The 20,980-nt window shown below is 65.8% G+C and carries 18 protein-coding genes, 1 tRNA gene and 1 pseudogene; 18 read left to right on the forward strand and 2 right to left on the reverse strand.

Annotated elements, in window-relative coordinates; translation table 11 throughout:
- Positions 1-51: 51 nt before the first annotated feature.
- From KYT87_RS01925 to KYT87_RS01940, 4 genes are all read left to right on the forward strand, one after another.
- On the forward strand, positions 52-675 hold the full coding sequence (locus KYT87_RS01925; RefSeq protein ID WP_219991608.1) for a TetR/AcrR family transcriptional regulator: 624 nt from the start codon (positions 52-54) through the stop codon (positions 673-675).
- A gap of 51 nt (positions 676-726) precedes the next feature.
- Positions 727-1,875, forward strand: coding sequence for an acyl-CoA dehydrogenase family protein (locus KYT87_RS01930; RefSeq protein WP_046806605.1), 1,149 nt, complete (start codon positions 727-729; stop codon positions 1,873-1,875).
- A 206-nt stretch (positions 1,876-2,081) separates the two neighbouring features.
- On the forward strand, positions 2,082-3,311 hold the full coding sequence (locus tag KYT87_RS01935; RefSeq protein ID WP_046806604.1) for a CaiB/BaiF CoA-transferase family protein: 1,230 nt from the start codon (positions 2,082-2,084) through the stop codon (positions 3,309-3,311).
- 93 nt (positions 3,312-3,404) lie between these two features.
- The gene (locus tag KYT87_RS01940) at positions 3,405-4,928 is read left to right on the forward strand and encodes a 3-hydroxyacyl-CoA dehydrogenase (protein ID WP_046806603.1); all 1,524 of its coding nucleotides are present in this window, start codon (positions 3,405-3,407) and stop codon (positions 4,926-4,928) included.
- 172 nt (positions 4,929-5,100) lie between these two features.
- Here the strand turns inward: KYT87_RS01940 and KYT87_RS01945 are convergent, their stop codons facing one another.
- Complete coding sequence (locus KYT87_RS01945; RefSeq protein WP_219991609.1) at positions 5,101-6,057, reverse strand: cytochrome c5 family protein; 957 nt, start codon at positions 6,055-6,057, stop codon at positions 5,101-5,103.
- 231 nt (positions 6,058-6,288) lie between these two features.
- Here KYT87_RS01945 and KYT87_RS01950 point away from each other — a divergent pair.
- Positions 6,289-6,363: transfer RNA gene (locus tag KYT87_RS01950), tRNA-Arg, on the forward strand.
- Positions 6,364-6,650: 287 nt separating this feature from the next.
- Positions 6,651-8,738, forward strand: a complete 2,088-nt coding sequence (locus KYT87_RS01955; RefSeq protein WP_219991610.1) for a TonB-dependent siderophore receptor — start codon at positions 6,651-6,653, stop codon at positions 8,736-8,738.
- 259 nt (positions 8,739-8,997) lie between these two features.
- Here the strand turns inward: KYT87_RS01955 and KYT87_RS01960 are convergent, their stop codons facing one another.
- Positions 8,998-9,243, reverse strand: a complete 246-nt coding sequence (locus KYT87_RS01960) for a hypothetical protein (RefSeq protein ID WP_006217094.1) — start codon at positions 9,241-9,243, stop codon at positions 8,998-9,000.
- A 196-nt stretch (positions 9,244-9,439) separates the two neighbouring features.
- Between KYT87_RS01960 and KYT87_RS01965 the strand changes: the two genes are divergently transcribed.
- From KYT87_RS01965 to KYT87_RS02020, 12 genes and pseudogenes are all read left to right on the forward strand, one after another.
- The gene (locus KYT87_RS01965; RefSeq protein WP_046806600.1) at positions 9,440-10,564 is read left to right on the forward strand and encodes a cupin domain-containing protein; all 1,125 of its coding nucleotides are present in this window, start codon (positions 9,440-9,442) and stop codon (positions 10,562-10,564) included.
- Positions 10,565-10,654: 90 nt separating this feature from the next.
- Complete coding sequence (locus tag KYT87_RS01970; protein ID WP_120153622.1) at positions 10,655-11,566, forward strand: fumarylacetoacetate hydrolase family protein; 912 nt, start codon at positions 10,655-10,657, stop codon at positions 11,564-11,566.
- Positions 11,567-11,614: 48 nt separating this feature from the next.
- Positions 11,615-12,808, forward strand: a complete 1,194-nt coding sequence (locus KYT87_RS01975) for an ABC transporter substrate-binding protein (protein WP_219991611.1) — start codon at positions 11,615-11,617, stop codon at positions 12,806-12,808.
- Positions 12,805-13,719: a branched-chain amino acid ABC transporter permease gene (locus KYT87_RS01980; protein ID WP_046806597.1), complete on the forward strand. Its 915-nt coding sequence runs from the start codon at positions 12,805-12,807 to the stop codon at positions 13,717-13,719. Before KYT87_RS01975 ends, KYT87_RS01980 begins: the two co-directional genes overlap by 4 nt.
- A complete protein-coding gene (locus KYT87_RS01985) occupies positions 13,716-14,702 on the forward strand; it encodes a branched-chain amino acid ABC transporter permease (protein WP_046806596.1) in 987 nt (328 codons plus the stop codon). Before KYT87_RS01980 ends, KYT87_RS01985 begins: the two co-directional genes overlap by 4 nt.
- Positions 14,692-15,462: an ABC transporter ATP-binding protein gene (locus tag KYT87_RS01990; protein WP_046806595.1), complete on the forward strand. Its 771-nt coding sequence runs from the start codon at positions 14,692-14,694 to the stop codon at positions 15,460-15,462. The genes KYT87_RS01985 and KYT87_RS01990 overlap by 11 nt, the downstream gene beginning before the upstream one ends.
- The gene (locus tag KYT87_RS01995; protein WP_046806594.1) at positions 15,449-16,141 is read left to right on the forward strand and encodes an ABC transporter ATP-binding protein; all 693 of its coding nucleotides are present in this window, start codon (positions 15,449-15,451) and stop codon (positions 16,139-16,141) included. The genes KYT87_RS01990 and KYT87_RS01995 overlap by 14 nt, the downstream gene beginning before the upstream one ends.
- Positions 16,142-16,215: 74 nt before the next feature.
- Positions 16,216-16,977 (forward strand): GntR family transcriptional regulator, encoded by a 762-nt coding sequence (locus tag KYT87_RS02000; RefSeq protein ID WP_219992583.1) that lies wholly within the window; start codon positions 16,216-16,218, stop codon positions 16,975-16,977.
- Positions 16,970-17,854, forward strand: a complete 885-nt coding sequence (locus KYT87_RS02005) for an alpha/beta hydrolase (RefSeq protein ID WP_219991612.1) — start codon at positions 16,970-16,972, stop codon at positions 17,852-17,854. The genes KYT87_RS02000 and KYT87_RS02005 overlap by 8 nt, the downstream gene beginning before the upstream one ends.
- A gap of 11 nt (positions 17,855-17,865) precedes the next feature.
- The gene (locus tag KYT87_RS02010) at positions 17,866-18,780 is read left to right on the forward strand and encodes a LysR family transcriptional regulator (protein WP_046806592.1); all 915 of its coding nucleotides are present in this window, start codon (positions 17,866-17,868) and stop codon (positions 18,778-18,780) included.
- Between the two features lie 160 nt (positions 18,781-18,940).
- Entirely contained in the window at positions 18,941-19,933 is a 993-nt protein-coding gene (locus KYT87_RS02015; protein ID WP_120153628.1) for a tripartite tricarboxylate transporter substrate binding protein, read from the forward strand.
- 52 nt (positions 19,934-19,985) lie between these two features.
- Positions 19,986-20,927: pseudogene (locus tag KYT87_RS02020) on the forward strand (succinylglutamate desuccinylase/aspartoacylase family protein); the annotation flags it as partial.
- Between the last annotated feature and the right edge of the window lie 53 nt (positions 20,928-20,980).

A 20,980-nucleotide genomic window follows, 5' to 3' on the forward strand; every position in this document is an offset into this window, starting at 1 on the left:
AGGGTCATCCGACCCGCGCGCGGTTCTCGGCGCAAGCCTCCAAAGGCTGTCATGGCGACCTCCGCCCCTCCTGTTCAGAAACGCGCCCGCGCCGGCCGTCCGCCCACGCTGGTGGCGCCCCGCGAACGCATCCTGGAAGAAGCCGCCAAGCTCTTCGCCCAAAGCGGCTACGACGGCAGTTCGGTGTCGGACCTGGCCGCCGCCATCGGCGTGTCCAAGGCCGCCATCTATCACTACTACACCACCAAGCAGGACATTTACGACGCCATCATCCTGGGCGTGTTGAATGGCCTGACCCAAAGCGTCGGCCAGGATGTGACGGCCGCGCAGGGCGCCGCCGCCCGGCTGCGCGCCTTCATGGTGGGTCACGCCCGCTACTTCGAACAGCACCACGCCGAATTCGTCACGATGCTGATCGGCTATTCCGGCATGGCGCTGCCCGAGCGCGAAGACGCCGCGCGCCTGCGCGATGGGTACGAAAAGCGACTGCGCGAAGTCATCGCGCAAGGCGTGGAGCAGGGCGTGTTCCGCCCGCTGGATGTGGCCGCGACCGGCCGCGCCGTGCTGTCCATGCTGAATTGGATGGTGCGCTGGTACAAGCCCGGCCAGGGCGACAGCGCCGAGACCATCGCCGACGGTTATTTCGATTTACTGGTGGGCGGCATGCGCGCCTGACGCACGGCCACCGACCCTCTGCCTGCTTATCCATCTTCTGAGACTTGCACCATGGCCCTCGACACTGAAACCCTGAACCTGTTGCTGGACGCCGTGCACCGCTTCGTGCACGAACGCCTGATTCCCGCCGAAGACGAACTGGCCACCAGCGGGCAGGTGCCGCCGGACATCGTCAACGAAATGCGTGAACTGGGCCTGTTCGGCCTGTCCATTTCGCCCGACTTCGGCGGCCTGGGCCTGACGATGGAAGAAGAAGTGCGCGTGGTGTTCGAGCTGGGCCAGACCTCGCCCGCCTTCCGTTCGCTGGCGGGCACCAACATCGGCATCGGCTCGCAAGCCATCGTGTTGGCGGGCACGGACGAACAGCGCGCGCGCTACCTGCCCAAGCTGGCCAGCGGTGAATTGATCGGATCGTTCGCGTTGACTGAGCCGGACGCCGGTTCCGACGCGATGGCGCTGCGCCTGTCGGCCGAGCGCGACGGCGACAGCTACGTGCTCAACGGCACCAAGCGCTACATCACCAACGCGCCCATCGCTGGCCTGTTCTCGGTCATGGCGCGCACCGCGCCTGAACGCCGCGCCAATTCCATTTCGTGCTTTTTGGTCGAAGCCGGCACGCCCGGCCTCATCATCGGCAAGCCCGACAAGAAGATGGGCCAGGCGGGCGCCTTGACCAGCGATGTCGTGTTCGACAACTGCCGCGTCCCCGCCAGCGCCTTGCTGGGCGGCGAAGAGGGCAACGGTTTTCGCACGTCGATGCGCGTGCTGGACAAGGGCCGGCTGCATATCTCGGCGCTGTGCGTGGGCATTGCCGACCGCTTGCTGGCCGACGCGGTCAAGTACGCCATGGAGCGCAAGCAGTTCGGCCAGCCCATCGCGGAATTCCAGCTGATCCAGGCCATGATTGCCGACAGCCAGGCCGAGCTTTACGCCGCCCGCTGCATGGTGCTGGACGCGGCCCGCATGCGCGATCGTGGCGAGAACACGACCATGCAGGCCGCCTGCTGCAAGCTGTTCTCGACCGAGATGGTGGGCCGCGTGGCGGACCGCGCCGTGCAGATCCATGGCGGCGCGGGCTACATGTCCGAATACGCCGTTGAACGCTTCTACCGCGACGTGCGCCTGTTCCGCATCTTTGAAGGCACCTCGCAGATCCAGCAGCTGGTGATCGCCCGCGAAACGATCAAGGCGCATTCCTGAGCGTTTTCCGCCTGGAAATCCGGTCATAGTGTCCAAACAGCTAATATCCGGATTGACGAATGGTGCCGCGGGCGCGACCCTAACGGTCCGCGTCCGGGTATGACGCGCCGGCGGCCTGATCCGCCGGCATGACGGAATTCCAGTCTGGCTTCGCGCGTGGCCGCAAGCCGGACGTTTTCATTTCTCATCTAGCGAAAAGACTACAGATGTCGCAACGTCCCGCTCCCCTTACCGGCATACGCGTGCTGGATTTGACCCGCGTGCTGGCGGGCCCCTGGTGCACCCAGAACCTGGCCGACCTGGGCGCCGAGGTCATCAAGATCGAACGGCCCGGCTCGGGCGACGACACGCGCGCGTGGGGGCCTCCGTATCTGAAGGACGAAGCGGGCAACGACACCACCGAAGCCGCCTACTACCTGTCCGCCAACCGCAACAAGATGTCGGTGGCGCTGGACATCGCCTCGCCGCGCGGCGCCGAGCTGGTGCGGGAACTCGCCCTGCAAAGCGACATCCTGGTGGAAAACTTCAAAGTAGGCGGCCTGAAGAAATACGGTCTGGACTACGAAAGCCTGAAGGCCATCAACCCGCGTTTGATCTATTGCTCGATCACCGGCTTTGGCCAGACCGGCCCGTACGCCAGCCGCCCCGGCTATGACTTCATGATCCAGGGCATGGGCGGCCTGATGAGCATCACGGGCGAACGCGACGACCTGCCCGGCGGCGGCCCGCAAAAGGCCGGCGTGGCCGTGGCGGACCTTATGACCGGCATGTATTCCACCGTGGGCATCCTGGCCGCGCTGCTGGAACGCGCCAATAGCGGGCTGGGCCAGCACATCGACATGGCGCTGCTGGATTGCCAGGTCAGCATGATGGCCAATCAAAACCTGAACTTCATGACCTCTGGCGTGGCGCCCCAGCGCGCGGGCAACGCGCACCAGAACCTGGTGCCTTACCAGGTGTTCGCGGCATCCGACGGCCACTTGATCGTGGCGGTGGGCAACGACAGCCAGTTCCGCAACTACTGCGGCGCCATCGGTCTGCCGGAGCTGTCCGCCGACCCGCGTTTTTCCACCAACCCGCAGCGCGTGAAGAACCGCGCCGAACTGGTGCCGCTGCTGGCCGAGCGCATGGCCACCGGCGCGCGCGACCACTGGCTGGCCGCGCTGGAAGGCGTGGGCGTGCCGGCCGGCCCCATCAATACGCTGGACCAGGTCTACGAAGACCCGCACGTGCTGGCGCGCGAAATGAAGCGCGAACTTCCGCATCCGGCTGCCGGCAAGGTGCCGATGGCGTCCAGCCCCCTGAAGTTCTCCGACAGCCCGGTTCAATACCGCCGTCCGCCGCCCATGCTGGGCGAGCACACCGCGCAGGTGCTGGCGGAGAAGCTGGGGTTGTCGGCTGAAGAAATCCAGGCGCTGGCTCAAAGCCAGCCCTGATCGCGGCGGGCGGCCAGGCGCCGCCCGCTTGCCGTGCGCCATGCCGCGGCGCGCACCACCATTCCAATACCCAATACAGGCAGGAGAGAGTTGATGACGGAGATTCAAACCATCGGCGTCGTGGGCGCCGGGGCCATGGGGCGCGGCATCGCGCAGATCGCGGCGCAAGCCGGGCTACGTGTGCGTCTGTACGACACCAGCGCCGACGCCGTGACGGCCGCGCGCGAATCGTTGCGCCAGACGTGGGACAAGCTGGCTCAAAAGGGCAAGCTGACCGCCGCCGACGCACAAGCCGCGCTGGAACGCGTGGAAGCCGCCACCGCGCTGACCGATATGTCGGCCTGCCAGTTGGTGGTGGAAGCCATCGTTGAACGCCTGGACGTCAAGCGCGACCTGTTCGCCGCCCTGGAAGGCGTGGTCTCGGAAGACTGCATCCTGGCGTCGAACACGTCGTCGCTGTCCATTACCGCCATCGCGGCCGCCTGCAAGCACCCACGCCGCGTGGCCGGCTATCACTTCTTCAACCCGGTGGCGTTGATGAAGGTGGTGGAAGTCATCGACGGCCTGCGCAGCGCGCCCGAAGTGGGCGACGCGCTGGCCGACTTGGCCCGCCGCATGGGCCATACGCCCGTGCGCGCCAAGGACATGCCGGGTTTCATCGTCAACCACGCGGGCCGTGGCATGAACACCGAAGGGCTGCGCGTGGCCCAAGAGGCTGTAGCCACGTTTGCCCAGGTTGACGCCGTGATGCGCGAGCAGGCCGGCTTTCGCATGGGCCCGTTCGAACTGCTGGACCTGACCGCGCTGGATGTGTCGCACCCGGTGATGGAATCCATCTACCGCCAGTTCTTCGACGAAGCGCGCTTTCGTCCGTCGCCCATCACCACGGTGCGTTTGGCCGGTGGGCTGATCGGGCGCAAGGCCGGCGAAGGCTTCTATGTGTATGCCGATGGCCAAAAGCAAGTGCCCGCTGAACCGCCGGTGCCGGCGCTGCCCGACGGCCTGAAGGTGTGGGTCAGCCCCAAGCACGCGGAAGGCTACGCACGTGCATCGGCGCTGGTTGAAAAGCTGGGCGCCACGTTGGTGACGGGCGCATCGCCCGATGCGGACGCGTTGATCATCGTCACGCCGTTTGGCGATGACGTGTCGACGACGGTGTCGGCACAAGGCCTGAACGCCGGCCGTACGGTCGGCCTGGACGCGCTTTACGCTTTCGATGGCGCCAAGCGCCGCACCCTCATGGTGTCGCCCGCCACCGAAGCCAAGTGGCGCGACGCGGCGCATGCCCTGCTGGCCGCCGATGGCGTGCCGGTCACGGTAATCGAGGACTCGCCGGGCTTCATCGCCCAGCGCATCGTGGCGATGATCGTCAACATCGCCAGCGATATCGCGCAGCAGCAGATCGCCACGCCGGAAGACATCGACAAGGCCGTGACGCTGGGCTTGGGCTACCCCGTGGGCCCGCTGGCGCTGGGCGACAAGCTGGGCGCGGACCGCATTCTGGAAATCCTGAAAAGCATGCAGCGCGTGACGGGCGATCCGCGCTATCGCCCCAGCCTGTGGCTGCAACGCCGGGTGCAGCTGGGCATGTCGCTGTTGAAATCGTCGGCGGAATAAGCCGCGGCGACGGTCCGGCGGTCCGGCGGTCCGGTGGTCTGGCGTTCCGGCGTCTCGGCGTCCCGGCGTCGCCCTTACCCGTAACGCAGCCATAAAAAAGCCCCTTGAATGTTCAAGGGGCTTTTTACTGTCCGGGTCATCCGCATCGCGGCTCCGGCGACATACGCCGGGATTACTTGGCGTGATCCACCATGTACTGGACGGCGGCGCGGATGTCTTCTTCCGAGGCATTGGCGGCGCCGCCCTTGGGCGGCATCGGCGGCTTGCCTTGCATGGCGACCTTCACCATGGCGTCCATGCCGGTCTTGATGTAGGGGTCCCAGGCAGCCTTGTCGCCGAACTTGGGCGCGTTGGCCACGCCGGTGGCGTGACAGGCGAAGCAGACACTCTTGTAGAGCTTTTCGCCAGCCGGGTTGACGGCGGCGGCCTGTTGCGGGGCAGCGGCAGGAGCCGGCGCCGCGGGCGCCGCCGCGGTCGGGGCAGGAGCGGCGGCGGGAGCCGGGGCTGCGGGGGCTGCGGGAGCTGCGGCAGCCGGCGCTGCGGCAGCCGGCGCTGCGGCAGCCGAGGCTGTGCCCGTCGCCGGGGCGGCGTCCGCTTCCTTCTTGGCGCCTTCTTCCGCCGGAGCGGCGGGTTCAGGCAGCGAGGCGCCCGACTTGTTGGCCATATAGACCACCGCGCGCGCCACTTCGTAGTCGGACAGCGTCGGGTTGCCACCCTTGGCCGGCATGCCGCCCTTGCCGTGCAAGGCCACGTTCAACATGGTGTCGTAGCCCGACTTGATGAACGGCGCCCAGGCGGCGTTGTCGCCCACCTTCGGTGCACCGGCCACGCCGGCGGTATGACAGGCCGTACAGACCGCCGCAAAGACCTGCTCGCCCGTCTTGAACACCTTGGGCGCGTTGGCGTCCACAAGCTCGAACCCCGCAACCGGGGCGATGCGCTTGGTGACCGCTTCAGGGGACAGGGAATCCGAGCCGGCTCCGGTCTTGGTACCGGAGACCACCATGTTCACCAGCAGAATGATGATGGCGATGGGGATCACGAAAGACAGGACGATCGTGACGACCAGTTGCTTGGGGGTCTTGATGGGGGAGGAGTGCTCTTCTATGTGTTCCTGCTCGTTGCTCATGACCAAATCCTGCTAACGGGTGGGGCGCCTGGCGGCGGCAACAGAAAATCAGTAACTGCACAAATCGGCGGACAAGTCGGGCATCCGCCTGCAAGCAAACGCTGGATTATATAACGGTGTCAGGGACGAGCGTCCAATGCATCTGACCGGGTTTTCGATGAGATTGGCGGAAGATTTGACCCACTTCATGCAGCCTATCGAAAACTAGGTACAATGTCGCCTCCTTGCGCTGCGCCCGTAGTTCAATGGATAGAATGAGAGTTTCCGAAGCTCTTGATACAGGTTCGATTCCTGTCGGGCGCACCATCAAAGTGCACAGTGCTTGTGTACTTCCGCAGTAGCCCCTTCGCCTTTCCCGCCGCTTTACCCCCCCTCGCAATTTTCCATCCCGGCTTTCGTACGCTTGCATCCTGCCTGCCGCTGCCGCAATGCCGCACATGCCACGCATCCGGCCCGTTGCCATGTTGTGAAAAGTGGACATCACGCCCCATTACATTTTTGAGAATGCGAATCGATTTCATCGATAGTAAGATCGCGCCACTTAAAAATTCTCGGATCTTGGAATGCGGCGCGTCATCTTTTCAGCATGTCTTTTGAACACGGCGGTTCCGCTGGCGGTGGCCGACGAAGCCAGCACAACACCACCCGTTCAGCTTGAGGCGGTCAGTGTCTACGGCGATGCCGAGCGTGCCGACGGCCCGGTGATCGGCTATCGGGCCACGCGTTCGCTCAGCGCAACGCGTACCGACACCGCGCTGCACGACGTGCCGCAATCGATCACCGTGGTGCCCCGCGACGTCGTCGAAGACACCAATGCAACGCGCCTGGAACAAGTGCTGGATTACGCCGGCGGTGTCGGCCGCGCCAACAACTTCGGCGGGCAGGGGCTGACCACCGTCACCGTGCGCGGATTCACCACCGGTGAGTACTATCGCAACGGCTTTCCCATCAATCGCGGCTATCCCAACGCGCCTGACTCCTACACGCTTGAACGGCTGGAAGTCATCCGGGGGCCCAACACCAGCCTGTACGGCCGGGGAGACCCCGGCGGTACCTTCAACGTGGTGACCAAGCAGCCCGAGGCGGAATCGCGCGTAACCGTGGGCACGCAAGTCGACACGCACGGCATGCGCCGCGCCACTATCGACACTACCGGTGCGCTGAATGACGACGGCAGTTTGACCTATCGCATCAATGCGCTGGCCGAAGGCGGCGACAGTTTTCGTGATGACGTCAGCACCGAACGCTATGGCATTGCGCCCGTGATCAGCTGGCAACCCAGCGCCGCCACCCGCATCACGCTCGAAGCCGAGGTGATGCGCAACAACCATCCGCTGGACCGTGGCCTGACGCGTTATCCCAACCAGACTCAACGCGCCTCGCGCGACACCAACGTCTGGGAGACAGGCACCGACAACAAGCTGCATAACGACAACAACGTGGTGCAGTTGCGCTTCGAACACGCGCTGAACGACAACTGGAAGCTGGGCGGCGGCGCGCAATGGCTGGACGGCACGCTGAAAGGCAACGCTGTGGAAGCGAACGCCTTGCAGGCCGACGGCCGCACGCTGGGCCGCAACTTCAATTACCGCAAGCTGGACTGGACGGACCGCGACGTCCAACTGAACCTGACCGGCAACTTCAATACGGGCGGCCTGCGCCACACGCTGCTGACCGGCATCGAAGTCGAAGACTACGATTACCAGTCCATCATCCGGCGTTCGGCCGCGGGCGCCGCCGCTTATCCCATCGATCTGTACGACCCCGTGCTGGGCCAGCCACGCCCCGCGTTGACGCGCATCACCACGCACGACAAGGAAAATCTCAAGACCTGGGCCGCCTTCGTGCAGGACCAGGTCGCGCTGACCGACCGCTTCAAGGTGCTGGGCGGGCTGCGCTTTGAACGCTTTGAGCACACCTACCGCGACCGCCTGCCCGCAGGCGCCAGTTGGCGCACCACGGATACCGCCGTCACGCCGCGCTTGGGTGTCATCTACGACCTGACCGACACGCTGGCCGTCTACGCCAACACGGCGCGTTCGTACAAGCCGAACACGGGCGCCGACCGGCAAGGCAATGGGTTCGATCCCGAACAGGGCAAGTCGTTTGAAGTAGGCGCTAAATGGGAATTGCTGGACCGCCGCCTGAGCGTCGACGTGGCCGCCTACCAGATCGACAAGAAAAACGTACTGACGGTAGACCCCGCCGACCCGACCTACCGCGTGGCGGCCGGCAAGGTGCGCAGCCGTGGCATCGATGTGAACGTGGCGGGCAATATCACGCGTGAATGGCGGGTAATTGGCGGCTATTCGTATGTGGATGCCAAGGTCACGGAAGACAACACGCTGCCGCGTGGCACGCGCCTGGCCAACATTCCGCGCAACACGCTAAGCCTGTTGAACATGTACGAATTCCACGAGGGCCCGGCGCGTGGCCTGGGCTTGGGCGCGGGCGTGCGCTATGTGGATGACCGCGCCGGCCAGACCGTGGCGTCTTCCTACAACATGGGCGCCTATGTGGCGGTGGACCTGTACAGCTTCTACCAGGTCAACAAGAACCTGCGGGTGAACCTGGACGTGACGAACGTGTTCAACCGCAATTACGACGAAGGCGCGTTCAATACTTACGTATATCCCGGCGCGCCGCGCACCGCGCAACTGGGTGTCAGCTACACGTATTGAGGCGGGGCGCGCGCGTGTCATGGGGCGGACCGGAGGCTGCTCGCCCCAAGACGTGCGCCCCAAGACGTGCGCCCCAAGACGTGCGCCCCATGACGCACGCCTTATGCAGCGCGCCTGATCCAGCGCGCTGGCCCAGCGCTTTCCCGGGCAAGGACGCCGCACGCCATGACGCCGGAGTCGGGCAACGCGTCAAAGAAATCGACGCGTTGCCGACTCGTGGCCAGACGTTCCCACGGCGGGCGTGGCGATACGGCCCGCCTTAATCATCCAACGACGGCACCGTGCCGATTTGCGTCAGGATGCGCGGCGATTCCATATCGCCGGTTTCTTTGTCGATCCACACTTCGTAGGCCGCGACCCCCGCGAATTTGGACGCCATCGAATTAGCGATTCGGATGGCGCCGAATTCGCTGCTGGCCGGACGGATTTCCCCAGGCGCCACGCCGTTGGCGGCGGCGCGATAGGGGACGACGATGTACTGAACAAGATGAGCGGCTTCTGACACAGGATTCTCCCTGGACGACAGTTTTTTGGGCGAGCGAAATGTATCACGTCGCACTGTGTTTTTGTACAGTATTTCGCAGCGTCACACCAACTAATTCTGTCGCGGCGGGAAAACCCCTAGCGCGCAATCGTTGCCCGGATTTCTTGCCACCTCTATTATTTTCGAAAATCTTCACGGTTTTATAAAAGAGGCAGCGATGGAAGCGAACCGGTACGACGCCTATCGAGAAGACACCGCGGGCCGAGCCAATGTGGCCGATTCGCCCGAACGCATCGCCTATTACCAGGAGCTTGCCCGCCTGGAAACCGGCGCCTTGTGGACCGTGGCGAACAAGATTGAGCCCTGGGCGCCGCGCTCGGCGTCGGTGCCGGTGGTGTGGCGCTACCGGGACTTGCGCGGACATGTACTGCGGTCGGCCGAATTGGTGTCGCCTGAAGAAGCGGGCCGCCGCGTCATCTACCTGAACAACCCCGGCCGACGCGATGTGGCGGCCGCCGTGGGCTGGCTGTATTCCGGTCTGCAAGTGATGCAGCCCGGCGAGCTGGCCTCGGCCCACAAGCATTCCCATTCCGCGCTGCGTTTCATCATGGAAGGGCAGGGCGCGTACACCGTCGTGGACGGCCACAAGATGACACTGGGCGCGAACGACTTCGTGCTGACGCCCAACGGCACTTGGCACGAACATGGCGTGGCCGAAGACGGCACCACCTGCATCTGGCAGGACGGCCTGGATATCCCGCTGGTCAACGCGCTGGAAGCCGGCTTCTACGCCGTGCACCCCGACCTGAACCAGACCGTGACCTATCCCGTGGACGATACCAGCGCCGCCTGGGGCAACGCCGCCTTGCGCCCGCAGGTATCCGGCTGGACGAAACCTTATTCGCCCCTGTTCAAGTACGAATGGGAACCCACCTACGACGCCTTGCGCCGCTACGCCCGCACCACCGCCGGCAGCCCCTTCGACGGCATCCTGCTTGACTACGTCAACCCCGCCACCGGCGGGCCGGTGATGCCGACCATCGGCGCCAGCATGCAGTTGCTGCGGCCGGGCGAACACACCAAAGCGCATCGGCATACCGGCAGCTTCATCTACCAAGTGGCCAAGGGCAGCGGCTATTGCCTCATCGACGGCAAGCGCTATGACTGGACCGAACGCGACATCTTCTGCGTACCGTCCTGGGCCATCCACGAACACGTCAACCTGTCTTCCAACGATGACGCCTGCCTGTTCTGTTTCAACGACCTGCCCGTCATGCGCGCGCTGGGGCTGTACCGCGAAGAAGCGGTCAAGGAAAACGACGGCCATCAAATCCTGAGCTAGCGCCGCGCCACCTTCACATCAAATTTTCATCCGCCGCGCGGGCCTGGCCCGCGCGTCTGGCTCAACACGTCTTGAATCTATGGAGTTCCTATGCGCTTGGTGACTTTTCGTGCTCATCCCACCGCCGCCGCCCGGCTTGGCGCGCTGGCCGACGGCTATGTAATCGACCTGGCGTTGCTGGGCGAGGCGGGTGGGGTGGACCTGCCCGACGACATGCTGGCGTTTATCGACCTGGGGCCGGTGGCCGTGTCGCAGGCCAGCCGCCTGATGGATGCCTATCGCGGCGAATGGCCCGTGGGCACGGCGCTGCCGCAGGAAAACGTGAAGCTGCTGGCGCCCATTCCGCGCCCGCGCAAGAACATCTTCGGCATCGGCTTGAACTATGTGGAACACGTGGCCGAATCCAGCCGCACGCTGGACACGTCGGCCGACCTGCCCAAGCAGCCGGTGATCTTCTCCAAGCCGCCCACCACCGTCATCGGCCCGGGCGAGGCCATCGAGCACAACGCCAAGATCACGCAGCAGCTGGACTGGGAAGTGGAACTGGCCGTGATCATGGGCCGTCGCGCCTCGCGCGTGGCCGAGGCCGATGCGCTGTCGTACGTATTCGGCTACAGCGTCATGCTGGACATGAGCGCGCGCGATTGCCGCCGCGCCGGGCAATGGATCTATTCCAAAGGCCAGGACACCTACGCGCCCTTCGGGCCGTGCATTGTTACCGCCGACGAAATTCCCGACCCGCAGGTGCTGGACTTGTGGCTGACAGTCAACGGCGAAAAGAAGCAGGGATCGAACACGCGCCACATGCTGTTCAAGGTGCCGTTCCTGATCGCGGACATCAGCGCCGGCATCACGCTGGAGCCGGGCGACATCATTGCCACCGGCACGCCGGAAGGCGTGGGCGCGGGCCGCAAGCCGCAGGAATGGCTGTGGCCGGGTGATGTGGTGGTGGCGTGCGTGGAAGGCATCGGCACGCTGCGCCATCCGGTCGTGGCGGTCTAGCTCACGCCCGGCCGACGAGGCGGGCAACGCAGTCTTCAAGGGGAAAACATGATCAAGAAACAGAAACTGGGCGGTATTGCCGCCGCGTTGTCCGTCGCGCTGGGCGCGGCCTTGTCGATGAGCGCCGCGCGCGCCGCCGACCCCGTCAAGATCGGCTTCATCGCCACCTTGTCCACGCCGGCCGGCTACATCGGTGAGGACGAGCGCGATGCCTTCAACCTGGCCATCAAGCAGGGCGGCGGCAAGCTGGGCGGCGTGCCGGTGCAATTGGTGATTGAAGACGACGGCCTGAAGCCCGCCAACGCCAAGCAGGCGGCGGACCGCTTGATCCAGTCGGGCGTGAAGCTCTTTACCGGCGTCAACTTTTCCAACGTGCTGGCCGCCGTCGTGCCCAGCGTGGTGAAGTCGGGCGGGTTCTACGTCAGCCTGAACCCGGGGCCATCGAACTTTGCCGGCGAGAAATGCGACGCGAATTATTTCGTGGCGTCCTACCAGAACGACGCCTTCCACACGGCGGGCGGCGTGGCGGCCAATGAACTGGGCTACAAGCGCGTGGTGCTGCTGGCGCCCAACTACCAGGCGGGCCGCGACGCCATCGAAGGCTTCAAGCGCACCTACAAGGGCGAAGTGGTTGCCGAGATCTACACCAAGCTGGATCAATCGGACTTTTCGGTGGAGCTGGCGCGTGTGCGCTCGCTGTCGCCCGATGCCATCTATCAGTTTCACCCGGGCGGCACCGGCATCAACTTCGTCAAGCAGTACGCGGCGGCGGGCCTGAATAAAAGCATCCCGATGCTGATGCCCAGCTTCTCGATGGACGCGCGCATGATCCAGGCCACCGGCGACGCATCGCTGGGCTCGTACACCACCGGCATCTGGTCGCAAGACTTTGACAACGCGCCATCGCAAGCCTTCGTGAAAGCCTTCAGGGAAGCCTACGGCCGCGTGCCGACGGACTATGCGATGCAGGCGTACGACACCGCGCAGCTGATCGGCGTGGGCCTGAAAGCCACCGGTGGCGACTTGTCCAAGGCGGACGCCTTTCGCGCCGCGCTGCGCAAGCCCGACTTCACGTCGCTGCGCGGCAAGTTCAGCATGAACACCAACCAGCATCCGATTCAGGACCTGTACTTGATGCGCATCGAGAAGGACAGCGCGGGTGTGCTGGCGCCGCATCTGGTGCGCAAGCTGGTGGCCGACGATAAGGACGCCTATGCCCAATTTTGCAAGTTGCCATCATGACGCTTCTGTTCGAACAGCTGCTTAACGGCTTGCAGTTCGGCGCCATGCTTTTCATGCTGGCGGCCGGGCTGACGCTGATCTTCGGGATCATGGGCGTGGTGAACCTGACGCACGGGTCCTTCTACATGGTGGGTGCGTACTGCGCGGCCTACGCCATCGGCACCACGGGTTCGTTTCTGGCGGGCGTGCTGGCCGCGTTGCTTGGCGCGGGGCTGTACGGCATATCGGTCGAGGTGCTGGTGATCCGCAAGCTGTACAAACGCGATCACCTGTATCAGGTGCTGGCCACGTTCGGGCTGCTGCTGTTTTCGAACGAGGCCGTCAGCCTGATTTTTGGCCGGCGTCCGCCGCTGGTGGGCATCCCGTCTTTCCTGGAAGGCGCGGTGACGCTGGCGCCCGGTTTTCAGTATCCGGTGATCCGCCTGTCGTTCATCGCCATCGGCGCGCTGGTGGCGGTGGGACTGTGGTGGCTGGTCAACCGCACCCGCATCGGCATGCTGATCCGCGCGGGCGCGGATGACCGCGAAATGGTCGACGCGCTGGGCGTGGACATTCGCAAGCTGTACACGCTGGTGTTCGGCCTGGGCGCGTTGCTGTGCGGCCTGGCGGGCGTGATGGCGGCGCCGCTGCTGGCCGTGGAAATCGGCATGGGCGAACGCATCCTGATCACCACGTTCGTGGTGATCGTGATTGGCGGGGTCGGCTCGGTGCGCGGCGCGTTGGCGGGTGCCTTGCTGGTGGGCATGGTAGACAGCCTGGGGCGTGCGTTTCTGCCGCAGTTGCTGTCCAAGATGTTCTCGCCCGCCACGGCGGACCCCTTGGCCGCCGGCATGGCGTCGGCCAGTATCTATGTGCTGATGGCGATCGTGCTGATCGCCAAGCCCGGTGGCTTGTTCCCGGCGCGAGGATGATGATGGCAAAGACACTTTCCAATCGCGCCCGCTGGGGCCTCGCCGGACTGACGGTATTGATCCTGCTGCCGGCCGGTGCGCTGGCGTCGGGCTCGCCCTTCTTGATCGGTGTGGTGACGCGGTTTCTGATCTACGGCCTGGCCGCCGTCAGCCTCGACCTGGTGATCGGCTACGGCGCCATGGTCAGCTTCGGCCACGCCATGTTCTTCGGCCTGGGCGGGTACGCGGTGGGCATCATCGCGTTCCACACGGCCGAAGCGGGGCCCATCTTCGGCTGGGCCGGCAGCAATGCCGCGCTGGTCGTGTGGCCCATCGCGCTGGCGGTGTGCGCGTTGGCGGGCTGGGTGTTCGGCTACCTGGCACTGCGCACGCGCGGCGTGCAGTTCATCATGATTACGCTGGCATTCGGGCAGATGGTGTATTTCATCCTGGTGTCGCTGCAATTCTATGGGGGCGACGACGGGCTGATGATTCCGCAGCGCAATGTGCTGCCCGGCATCAACCTGGAAAGCCCGCTGGTTTTTTACTACGTGTGCCTGGCGCTGCTGACGGCGTGGACGCTGCTGTGCATTCGCGTCACCAATTCACGTTTCGGCATGGTGTTGCAGGCGCTGCGCCAAAGCGAACGGCGCGCCCTGAACCTGGGGGTGGCGCCCACGCCGTATCGCCTGAGCGCGTTTGTGCTGTCGGCGGTGGGCACCGGGCTGGCGGGCGTGCTGTGGGCAAACTATGCCGGGCTGGTTACGCCCGACATGGCCGCGTGGACCAAGTCCGGCGAACTGATGGCGATCGTGATACTGGGCGGTGTAGGCACGCTGCTGGGGCCGATCGCGGGCGCGGCCGTGTTCCTGGGCCTGGAACAGATGCTGTCGTCGCTGACCGAACATTGGCTGCTGTACATGGGGCCGATCCTGGTGCTGGTGGTGCTGTGGGGCCAGAAGGGGTTGTTCGGAAAATTGCTGGAGACGCGCCATGCCGACTGACGCGCAAGACTGCCTGTTGCGGCTGACTCAACTGCGCAAGGCCTTTGACGCGGTGGTGGCCACCAATGGGGTGGACCTGGATGTGCGGGCCGGCGAGATCCACGCCATCATCGGCCCCAACGGCGCGGGCAAGTCCACGCTGATCGCGCAGATCTGCGGCGAAATCCGGCCCGATTCCGGCACCATTCATCTGGACGGGCGCGACGTCACCGGGCTACGCGCGTTTGAACGCGCGCGACTGGGGCTGGGGCGGTCGTTTCAGATCACCGAGCTTTGCCACGAATACACCGCGCTGGAAAACGTGATCCTGTCGCGCATGCTCAAGGGCGGACGCGCGTTCGGCGCGTGGTCCGACCCGCGCCGCGACGCGGGTTTGAAAGCCGAAGCCATGCAGTGGCTGACGCACGTGGGCCTGGCCGAGCGCCGCCATGTGCGGTCCGCCGATTTGGCGCACGGTGAAAAGCGCCAGCTGGAATTGGCGGTGGCGCTGGCGCGGTCGCCACGGTTGTTGCTGCTGGACGAGCCGATGGCCGGCATGGGCCCCGAGGAATCGGCCCGCATGACGCGGCTGCTGCAAGGCATGAAGGGCGACTACGGCATCTTGCTGGTGGAACACGATATGGACGCCGTCTTTGCGCTGGCCGACCGCATCAGCGTGCTGGTCTACGGCCGCGTGGTGTTCAGCGGGCCGCCCGACGAGGTGCGCCGCCATCCGGAGGTGCGCGCGGCCTACCTGGGAGAAGAACATGTTGAAGGTTGACGGCCTGACGGGCGGCTACGGGTCCAGCAAGGTGCTGTTCGGCATGTCGTTCGAAGCCAGCGAGGGCGAAGTCATTTCGCTGATCGGGCGCAACGGCATGGGCAAGACCACCACGGTCAAGACCGTGATGGGCATGCTGCCGGCGACCGGCGGCGCGGTGCAGTTCCGGGGGCAGACGCTGGGGCGGTCCGCGCCCAGCACGGTCGCGCGCCTGGGGGTGGGGCTGGTGCCGGAAGGGCGGCGGGTGTTCGGGTCGCTGACGGTGCAGGAAAACCTGGTGGCCACCGCGCGCGCCGCGCCGGGCGGCTGGGACCTGGACCGCGTGTTCACGCTGTTTCCGCGCTTGAAAGAGCGGCGCGCGCAGTCCTCGCGCACGCTGTCGGGCGGCGAACAGCAGATGCTGGTGGTGGGCCGCGCGCTGATGACCAACCCCAAGCTGCTGATCCTGGACGAAGCCACCGAAGGGCTGGCGCCGCTGATCCGCCAGGAAATCTGGCGGTGCCTGCGGGCATTGAAGTCCGAAGGCCAGACCATTCTGGTCATCGACAAGAACCTGCCCGAAATGGCAACGCTGGTCGACCGCCATTACATCGTCGACAAGGGCCGCGTGGCCTGGTCGGGCAAGCCGGCCGAGCTGTCGGCGCAGCCCGAGCTGGCGCAGCGTTATCTGGGAATATGAGGCCGCCGCGCGCGAGTAGAATGAGCCGCCTGTGCGCGGATCGGCGGACGCGCCGCTGACATCTGGAGAGCATGTTGAAGCCAAGAATCAAAGCTTCCCGCCAGGACGATCCCGGATCGGACGGGAACGCCGACGTTGAAGACATCACGCTGTCCGAGCAGGTCTACCGCCTGCTTCGACGCGACATCATGAGCGGCGCCTTCGCGCCCGGCCAGTCGCTGCGGCTGGAATTGCTGCGGCAGCGCTACGGCAGCAGCTTTTCGCCGATCCGCGAAGCGCTGAACCGCTTGCGCAGCGAACGCATGGTCGTGAACACCACGTCGCGCGGGTTCAGCATCGCGCCCTTGTCGGTCGACGAAATGTGGGACGCCTGTGAAACCCGCATCCTGATCGACTGCGACGCGCTGCGGCGGTCGCTGGCCAACGCGGACGACGCCTGGGAAACGCGGCTGGTGGGCGCGTATCACGCGCTGACGTTGGCGGCCCAGCGCGCCGGCCAGGCCCCCGCGCCGTCCGACGAACTGGAAGAACTGCTGGAAGCCCGCCACCTGGATTTCCATCACGCCTTGATCGGCGCCTGCCGCTCGCACTGGCTGCTGGACCTGTCCACCCAGCTGTATGCGCAAACCGAACGCTACCGGCGCCCGGCGCGCGCGGGCGCCACCGCCTACGGGCCCGAGCGCAACGTTGACGACGAGCATCGCCAGCTGCTGGACGCCGCGATATCCCGCGACGTCGAGCGCTCGGTGGCCATGCTGGCCGCGCACTACCGCAAGACCGCGCAATTCATCGAACGGATCATTTCACAGCCCGACCCCCAGGCACGACATGCATAAGCCCGACATCGACCTTTTCTTTCCCACCATCGCCGAACGCGAGGTGCAATACAACGCGCGTGAATCGGTGGCGGACTTTGATGCCTGCGTGCGCCGCTACGCGGAGTCGTCCGCGCGCGTGCGCTCGCGCCGCCCGGCCGTGCTGGACCTGCGCTACGGCATGGGCCAGGACGAACGCCTGGACCTGTTCCTACCTGCCGCGGCGCGGGCGCCGGCGCCGGTATTCGTCTTCATTCACGGTGGCTACTGGCGCGCCCAGCGCAAGGAAGACGCGCCGGTCATGGCCGAGGCCTTCAACGCGGCGGGCGCAGCCGTGGCCACGCTGGAATACACCTTGGTGCCCGAAGCCACCCTGGGCGAAGTGGTGCGCGAAGTGCGCAGCGCGGTGGCCTGGCTGTACCAGAACGCGGCGGCCTATGGCGTGGACCCGGAACGCATCTACGTGGGCGGCAGCTCGGCCGGCGGGCACCTGGCCGGCATGCTGGTCGCGCCCGGCTGGCCCGCGCGTTATGGCGTGCCTGACGACATCATCAAGGGCACGCTGGCCTTGTCCGGCCTGTTCGACCTGCGCCCGCTGTGCGACATCCTGCCCAATACCTGGCTGCGATTGACGCCCGAGCAGGCCGCGCATCAAAGCCCCATCTTCAACCTGCCCGAGCAGGCCGGCCCCATGCTGCTGGCGGTCGGCGGGCTGGAAACACAGGGCTTCAAGAACCAGACGGCGGCATTTGAAGCCGCCTGGAATGCGGCGGGTCTTGCGTCCACGCGCATTGCCACACCGCACTGCAACCACTTCGACCTGGTCAATGAACTGGAAGACGCGGACAGCCCGCTCACCCGCGCCACCTTGGCGATGATGGGGCTGGGCGATCGCTGACGGCGTTGCAGATGGCGGACCTGAAACTTCTTGAAGACTTGATCGCGCTGGCGCGCACGGGCAGCTTCGTGCGCGCGGCCGAGCTGCGCCATGTGACGCACCCCGCGTTCGGCCGGCGCATCCGCGCGCTGGAAGCCTGGGCCGGTGCGCCGCTGGTCGAACGCCAGCACCTGCCCGTGACGCTGACCGCGCAAGGCGAGGCGCTGCTCAAGACGGCCACGCAGGTGGTCGAACAGATGGGCTTGGTGCGCCATCGCATCCGCAGTTCGGGCGCGGGCGGCGAGGCGGTGCTGCGCATTGCAACCGGCCGCAGCCTGGCGCGTACGCTGGTGGCCGACTGGATCGCCCGGCTGCGTCACCGCGCGCCCAAGGTGCTGACCGAGGGCACGCAGGTTGAGTTGTCCACGGGCCAGGCAAAAGACCTCGTGGTGCGCCTGGAGCAGGGCAAGGTGGACTTGCTGTGTTGCTACGAACACCCGGCGCTGTCGGTGCCGCTGAGCCCAGCGCGTTATCGCTACATGACGCTGGCCACCGACAAGCTGGTGCCCGTCAGCCAGGCGGACGCGCGCGGCCGCGCACGCTACGCGCTGAAAGACGGCGGCCCCGCCGTGCCGCTGATCACCTACACAGGCGGGCTGGCAATGGAACGCATCGTGGGCGACCGCCTGGAAACCACGCCGTACGCGTTGACGCCGTTCGTGCGCAGCGACTCGCTGGACGCGGCGCATGGCGCGGTGGCCAAGGGCTTGGGCGTGGCGTGGCTGCCATGGTCGATGGTGGCGGCCGATTGCCGTCGCGGCGCCTTGGTGGCCCTGGGTGGGCGCAGCGAAGAGATCGCCTTCGAGGTGCGGCTGTATCGGCCGCGCGCGCGCCTGACGGATCTGGCGGAGGCGGCCTGGGAGGCCACGGCGAACCGCAAGGCCTGAGGCCGGCATCGTGCCAGGCAAGCTTGCAGGCTGGGCAGGATAAGCACGGGCATGTGCCGTTTCGGCACGACGGTCTCACACGGCCGCCGCGAAAATACCAGCCTATACCTCCAACGAGACGGCCACGCCGTCCACCCCTCAGCACCCCAAGGAAGAAAACATGAAGTCCGTACTGCATCCGCTGCGCGCAGCGCTTGTTGCGTTTTGTGCCGCCTCGGCCGTGGCAACCGCCCCGGCCGCCTTCGCCGCCGATTACCCGGCCCGCAGCGTGTCGCTGGTGGTGGGCTATCCCGCCGGCGGCAGCCTGGATCTGACGGCGCGCCTGTTGGGCGAAGAGCTGGGCAAGCGCCTGGGCCAGACCGTCGTGGTTGAAAACGTGGGCGGCGCAGGCGGCACCATCGGCGCTCAGCGCGTGGCACGCGCCGCGCCGGACGGCTACACGATTTTCCTGGGCTCCACCAACGAAATGGTGATTGCCCGCATGATCAACACGGCGGTCAAGTACGACAGCGCCAAGGACTTCACGGCCCTGGGGCTGGTGGCCTCGCAGCCCATGCTGCTGGCGGCCAGCAAGAATTCCGGCGTCAAGACGGCCGCTGACTACCTGCAAAAGCTGCGCGGCGCGGAGCCGGGCACGTTCAACTACGGCTCGTCCGGCGTGGGCACCACGCTGCATCTGGCCGGCGAAATGATCAACCAGGCCACTGGCACGCGCGCCGAACACGTGCCGTATCGCGGCGTGTCGCCGCTGGTGACGGACCTGATGAGCGGCCAGCTGGACTACGGCATGCTGGTGCTGTCCTCGGGCCTGCCGCAGGTGCGCAGCGGCAACATCGTGGCGCTGGGCCTGACCGAGAACAAGCGTTCGCCGGCCGCGCCGGAAATCGCGCCGCTGGCCGCCACGCCCGGCTTTGAATCCGTCGACATCAACCTGTGGTTTGCGCTGTACGGCCCCGCCGGCTTGCCCGAGCCGGTTGTGGCAAAGCTGCGCACCGTGCTGGACGAAACGCTGAAGTCCGAATCGTTCCGCAAGAAGATGCAAGAGGCGGGCGGCGAAGTGGCCCAGCCGGGCGTCGACCTGGTGGCCTACCAAGCCGAAGAAACCAAGAAGTACGGCGCGCTGGTCAAGGCCGCCAAGATCGAAGCGCAGTGATCGGCCCCCAGTAATCGACCCCCAGCACCTACGTCAGAAAGCGGATCTCACCATGCAATTTCAGCTTCCCGTTCCCGACCTCGCCGCCGAACGCGCGGGCAATACCGATACGCCGGGCGTCTGGCATTTTGATTCCGGCGTGCCGGGGCGGGCGCTGATGGTAAGCGCGCTGGTGCACGGCAACGAACTGTGCGGCGCGTGGGCGCTGAAGGATCTGCTGGCGGCCGGCGTGAAGCCGCGCCGGGGCAGCCTGACGCTGGCCTTCTGCAACCTGGACGCGTTTGATCGCTTCGATCTGGCCAAGCACGATGCCTCGCGCTTCGTTACCGAAGACATGAACCGTGTCTGGAGCGCCGAGCGCCTGGACAACCCCACCACCGCCGACCGCCAACGCGGCGCGGCGCTGCGCCCCTGGGTGCAGCGTGCGGACTGGCTGCTGGATCTGCATTCCATGCACGAGCCGGGCGCGCCCTTGTTGTTGACGGGCGTCTTGCCGCGCAACATCGCACTGGCGCGCCGCCTGAAGGCGCCGCAGCATGTGATCGTGGACGCCGGCCACAAAGACGGTGTGCGCATGCGCGACTTTGCGCAGTTCGGCGATGCCGCGCGCGACGACGCGTGTGCCTTGCTGATCGAATGCGGTTTCCATGGCGAGCTGGCCTCGCGCGATGTCGCGCGAGACATGGTGGCTCGCATGTTGGTGGAATCCGGCGTGGTGGACGCGGCCGATGTGCCGGCCGGCTGGCTGCTGCCCGATCCCGATACCCAACGCGTGCTGGAAGTGACGGACGCCGTGGTGGCGCCGTCGATGGACGTGACGTTTGCGCAACCCTGGACAGGCCTGGAAACGCTGGCGCAAGCCGGCTCGGTGATCGGCTGGGCAGATGGCCAGCCGATCGTGACGCCCTATGACAACTGCACGTTGATCATGCCGTCGCTGCGCCAGCTGAAGCCCGGCGTGACGGTGGTGCGTCTGGCCCGCGACTACGCGGGCTGATCGCCGAGCCGCGCCAAGTAGGGCGACTCTTGGCGGGAGCCGGCGCTAGC

Source organism: Achromobacter sp. ES-001 (assembly GCF_019448355.1).
Classification (GTDB): domain Bacteria; phylum Pseudomonadota; class Gammaproteobacteria; order Burkholderiales; family Burkholderiaceae_B; genus Achromobacter; species Achromobacter spanius_B.

Coding starts and splice junctions, on each gene's coding strand:
- KYT87_RS01925 (WP_219991608.1), top strand. CDS start 52: ATGGCGACCTCCGCCCCTCCTGTTCAGAAACGCGCCCGCGCCGGCCGT.
- KYT87_RS01930 (WP_046806605.1), top strand. CDS start 727: ATGGCCCTCGACACTGAAACCCTGAACCTGTTGCTGGACGCCGTGCAC.
- KYT87_RS01935 (WP_046806604.1), top strand. CDS start 2,082: ATGTCGCAACGTCCCGCTCCCCTTACCGGCATACGCGTGCTGGATTTG.
- KYT87_RS01940 (WP_046806603.1), top strand. CDS start 3,405: ATGACGGAGATTCAAACCATCGGCGTCGTGGGCGCCGGGGCCATGGGG.
- KYT87_RS01945 (WP_219991609.1), bottom strand. CDS start 6,057: ATGAGCAACGAGCAGGAACACATAGAAGAGCACTCCTCCCCCATCAAG.
- KYT87_RS01965 (WP_046806600.1), top strand. CDS start 9,440: ATGGAAGCGAACCGGTACGACGCCTATCGAGAAGACACCGCGGGCCGA.
- KYT87_RS01970 (WP_120153622.1), top strand. CDS start 10,655: ATGCGCTTGGTGACTTTTCGTGCTCATCCCACCGCCGCCGCCCGGCTT.
- KYT87_RS01975 (WP_219991611.1), top strand. CDS start 11,615: ATGATCAAGAAACAGAAACTGGGCGGTATTGCCGCCGCGTTGTCCGTC.
- KYT87_RS01980 (WP_046806597.1), top strand. CDS start 12,805: ATGACGCTTCTGTTCGAACAGCTGCTTAACGGCTTGCAGTTCGGCGCC.
- KYT87_RS01985 (WP_046806596.1), top strand. CDS start 13,716: ATGATGATGGCAAAGACACTTTCCAATCGCGCCCGCTGGGGCCTCGCC.
- KYT87_RS01990 (WP_046806595.1), top strand. CDS start 14,692: ATGCCGACTGACGCGCAAGACTGCCTGTTGCGGCTGACTCAACTGCGC.
- KYT87_RS01995 (WP_046806594.1), top strand. CDS start 15,449: ATGTTGAAGGTTGACGGCCTGACGGGCGGCTACGGGTCCAGCAAGGTG.
- KYT87_RS02005 (WP_219991612.1), top strand. CDS start 16,970: ATGCATAAGCCCGACATCGACCTTTTCTTTCCCACCATCGCCGAACGC.
- KYT87_RS02010 (WP_046806592.1), top strand. CDS start 17,866: ATGGCGGACCTGAAACTTCTTGAAGACTTGATCGCGCTGGCGCGCACG.
- KYT87_RS02015 (WP_120153628.1), top strand. CDS start 18,941: ATGAAGTCCGTACTGCATCCGCTGCGCGCAGCGCTTGTTGCGTTTTGT.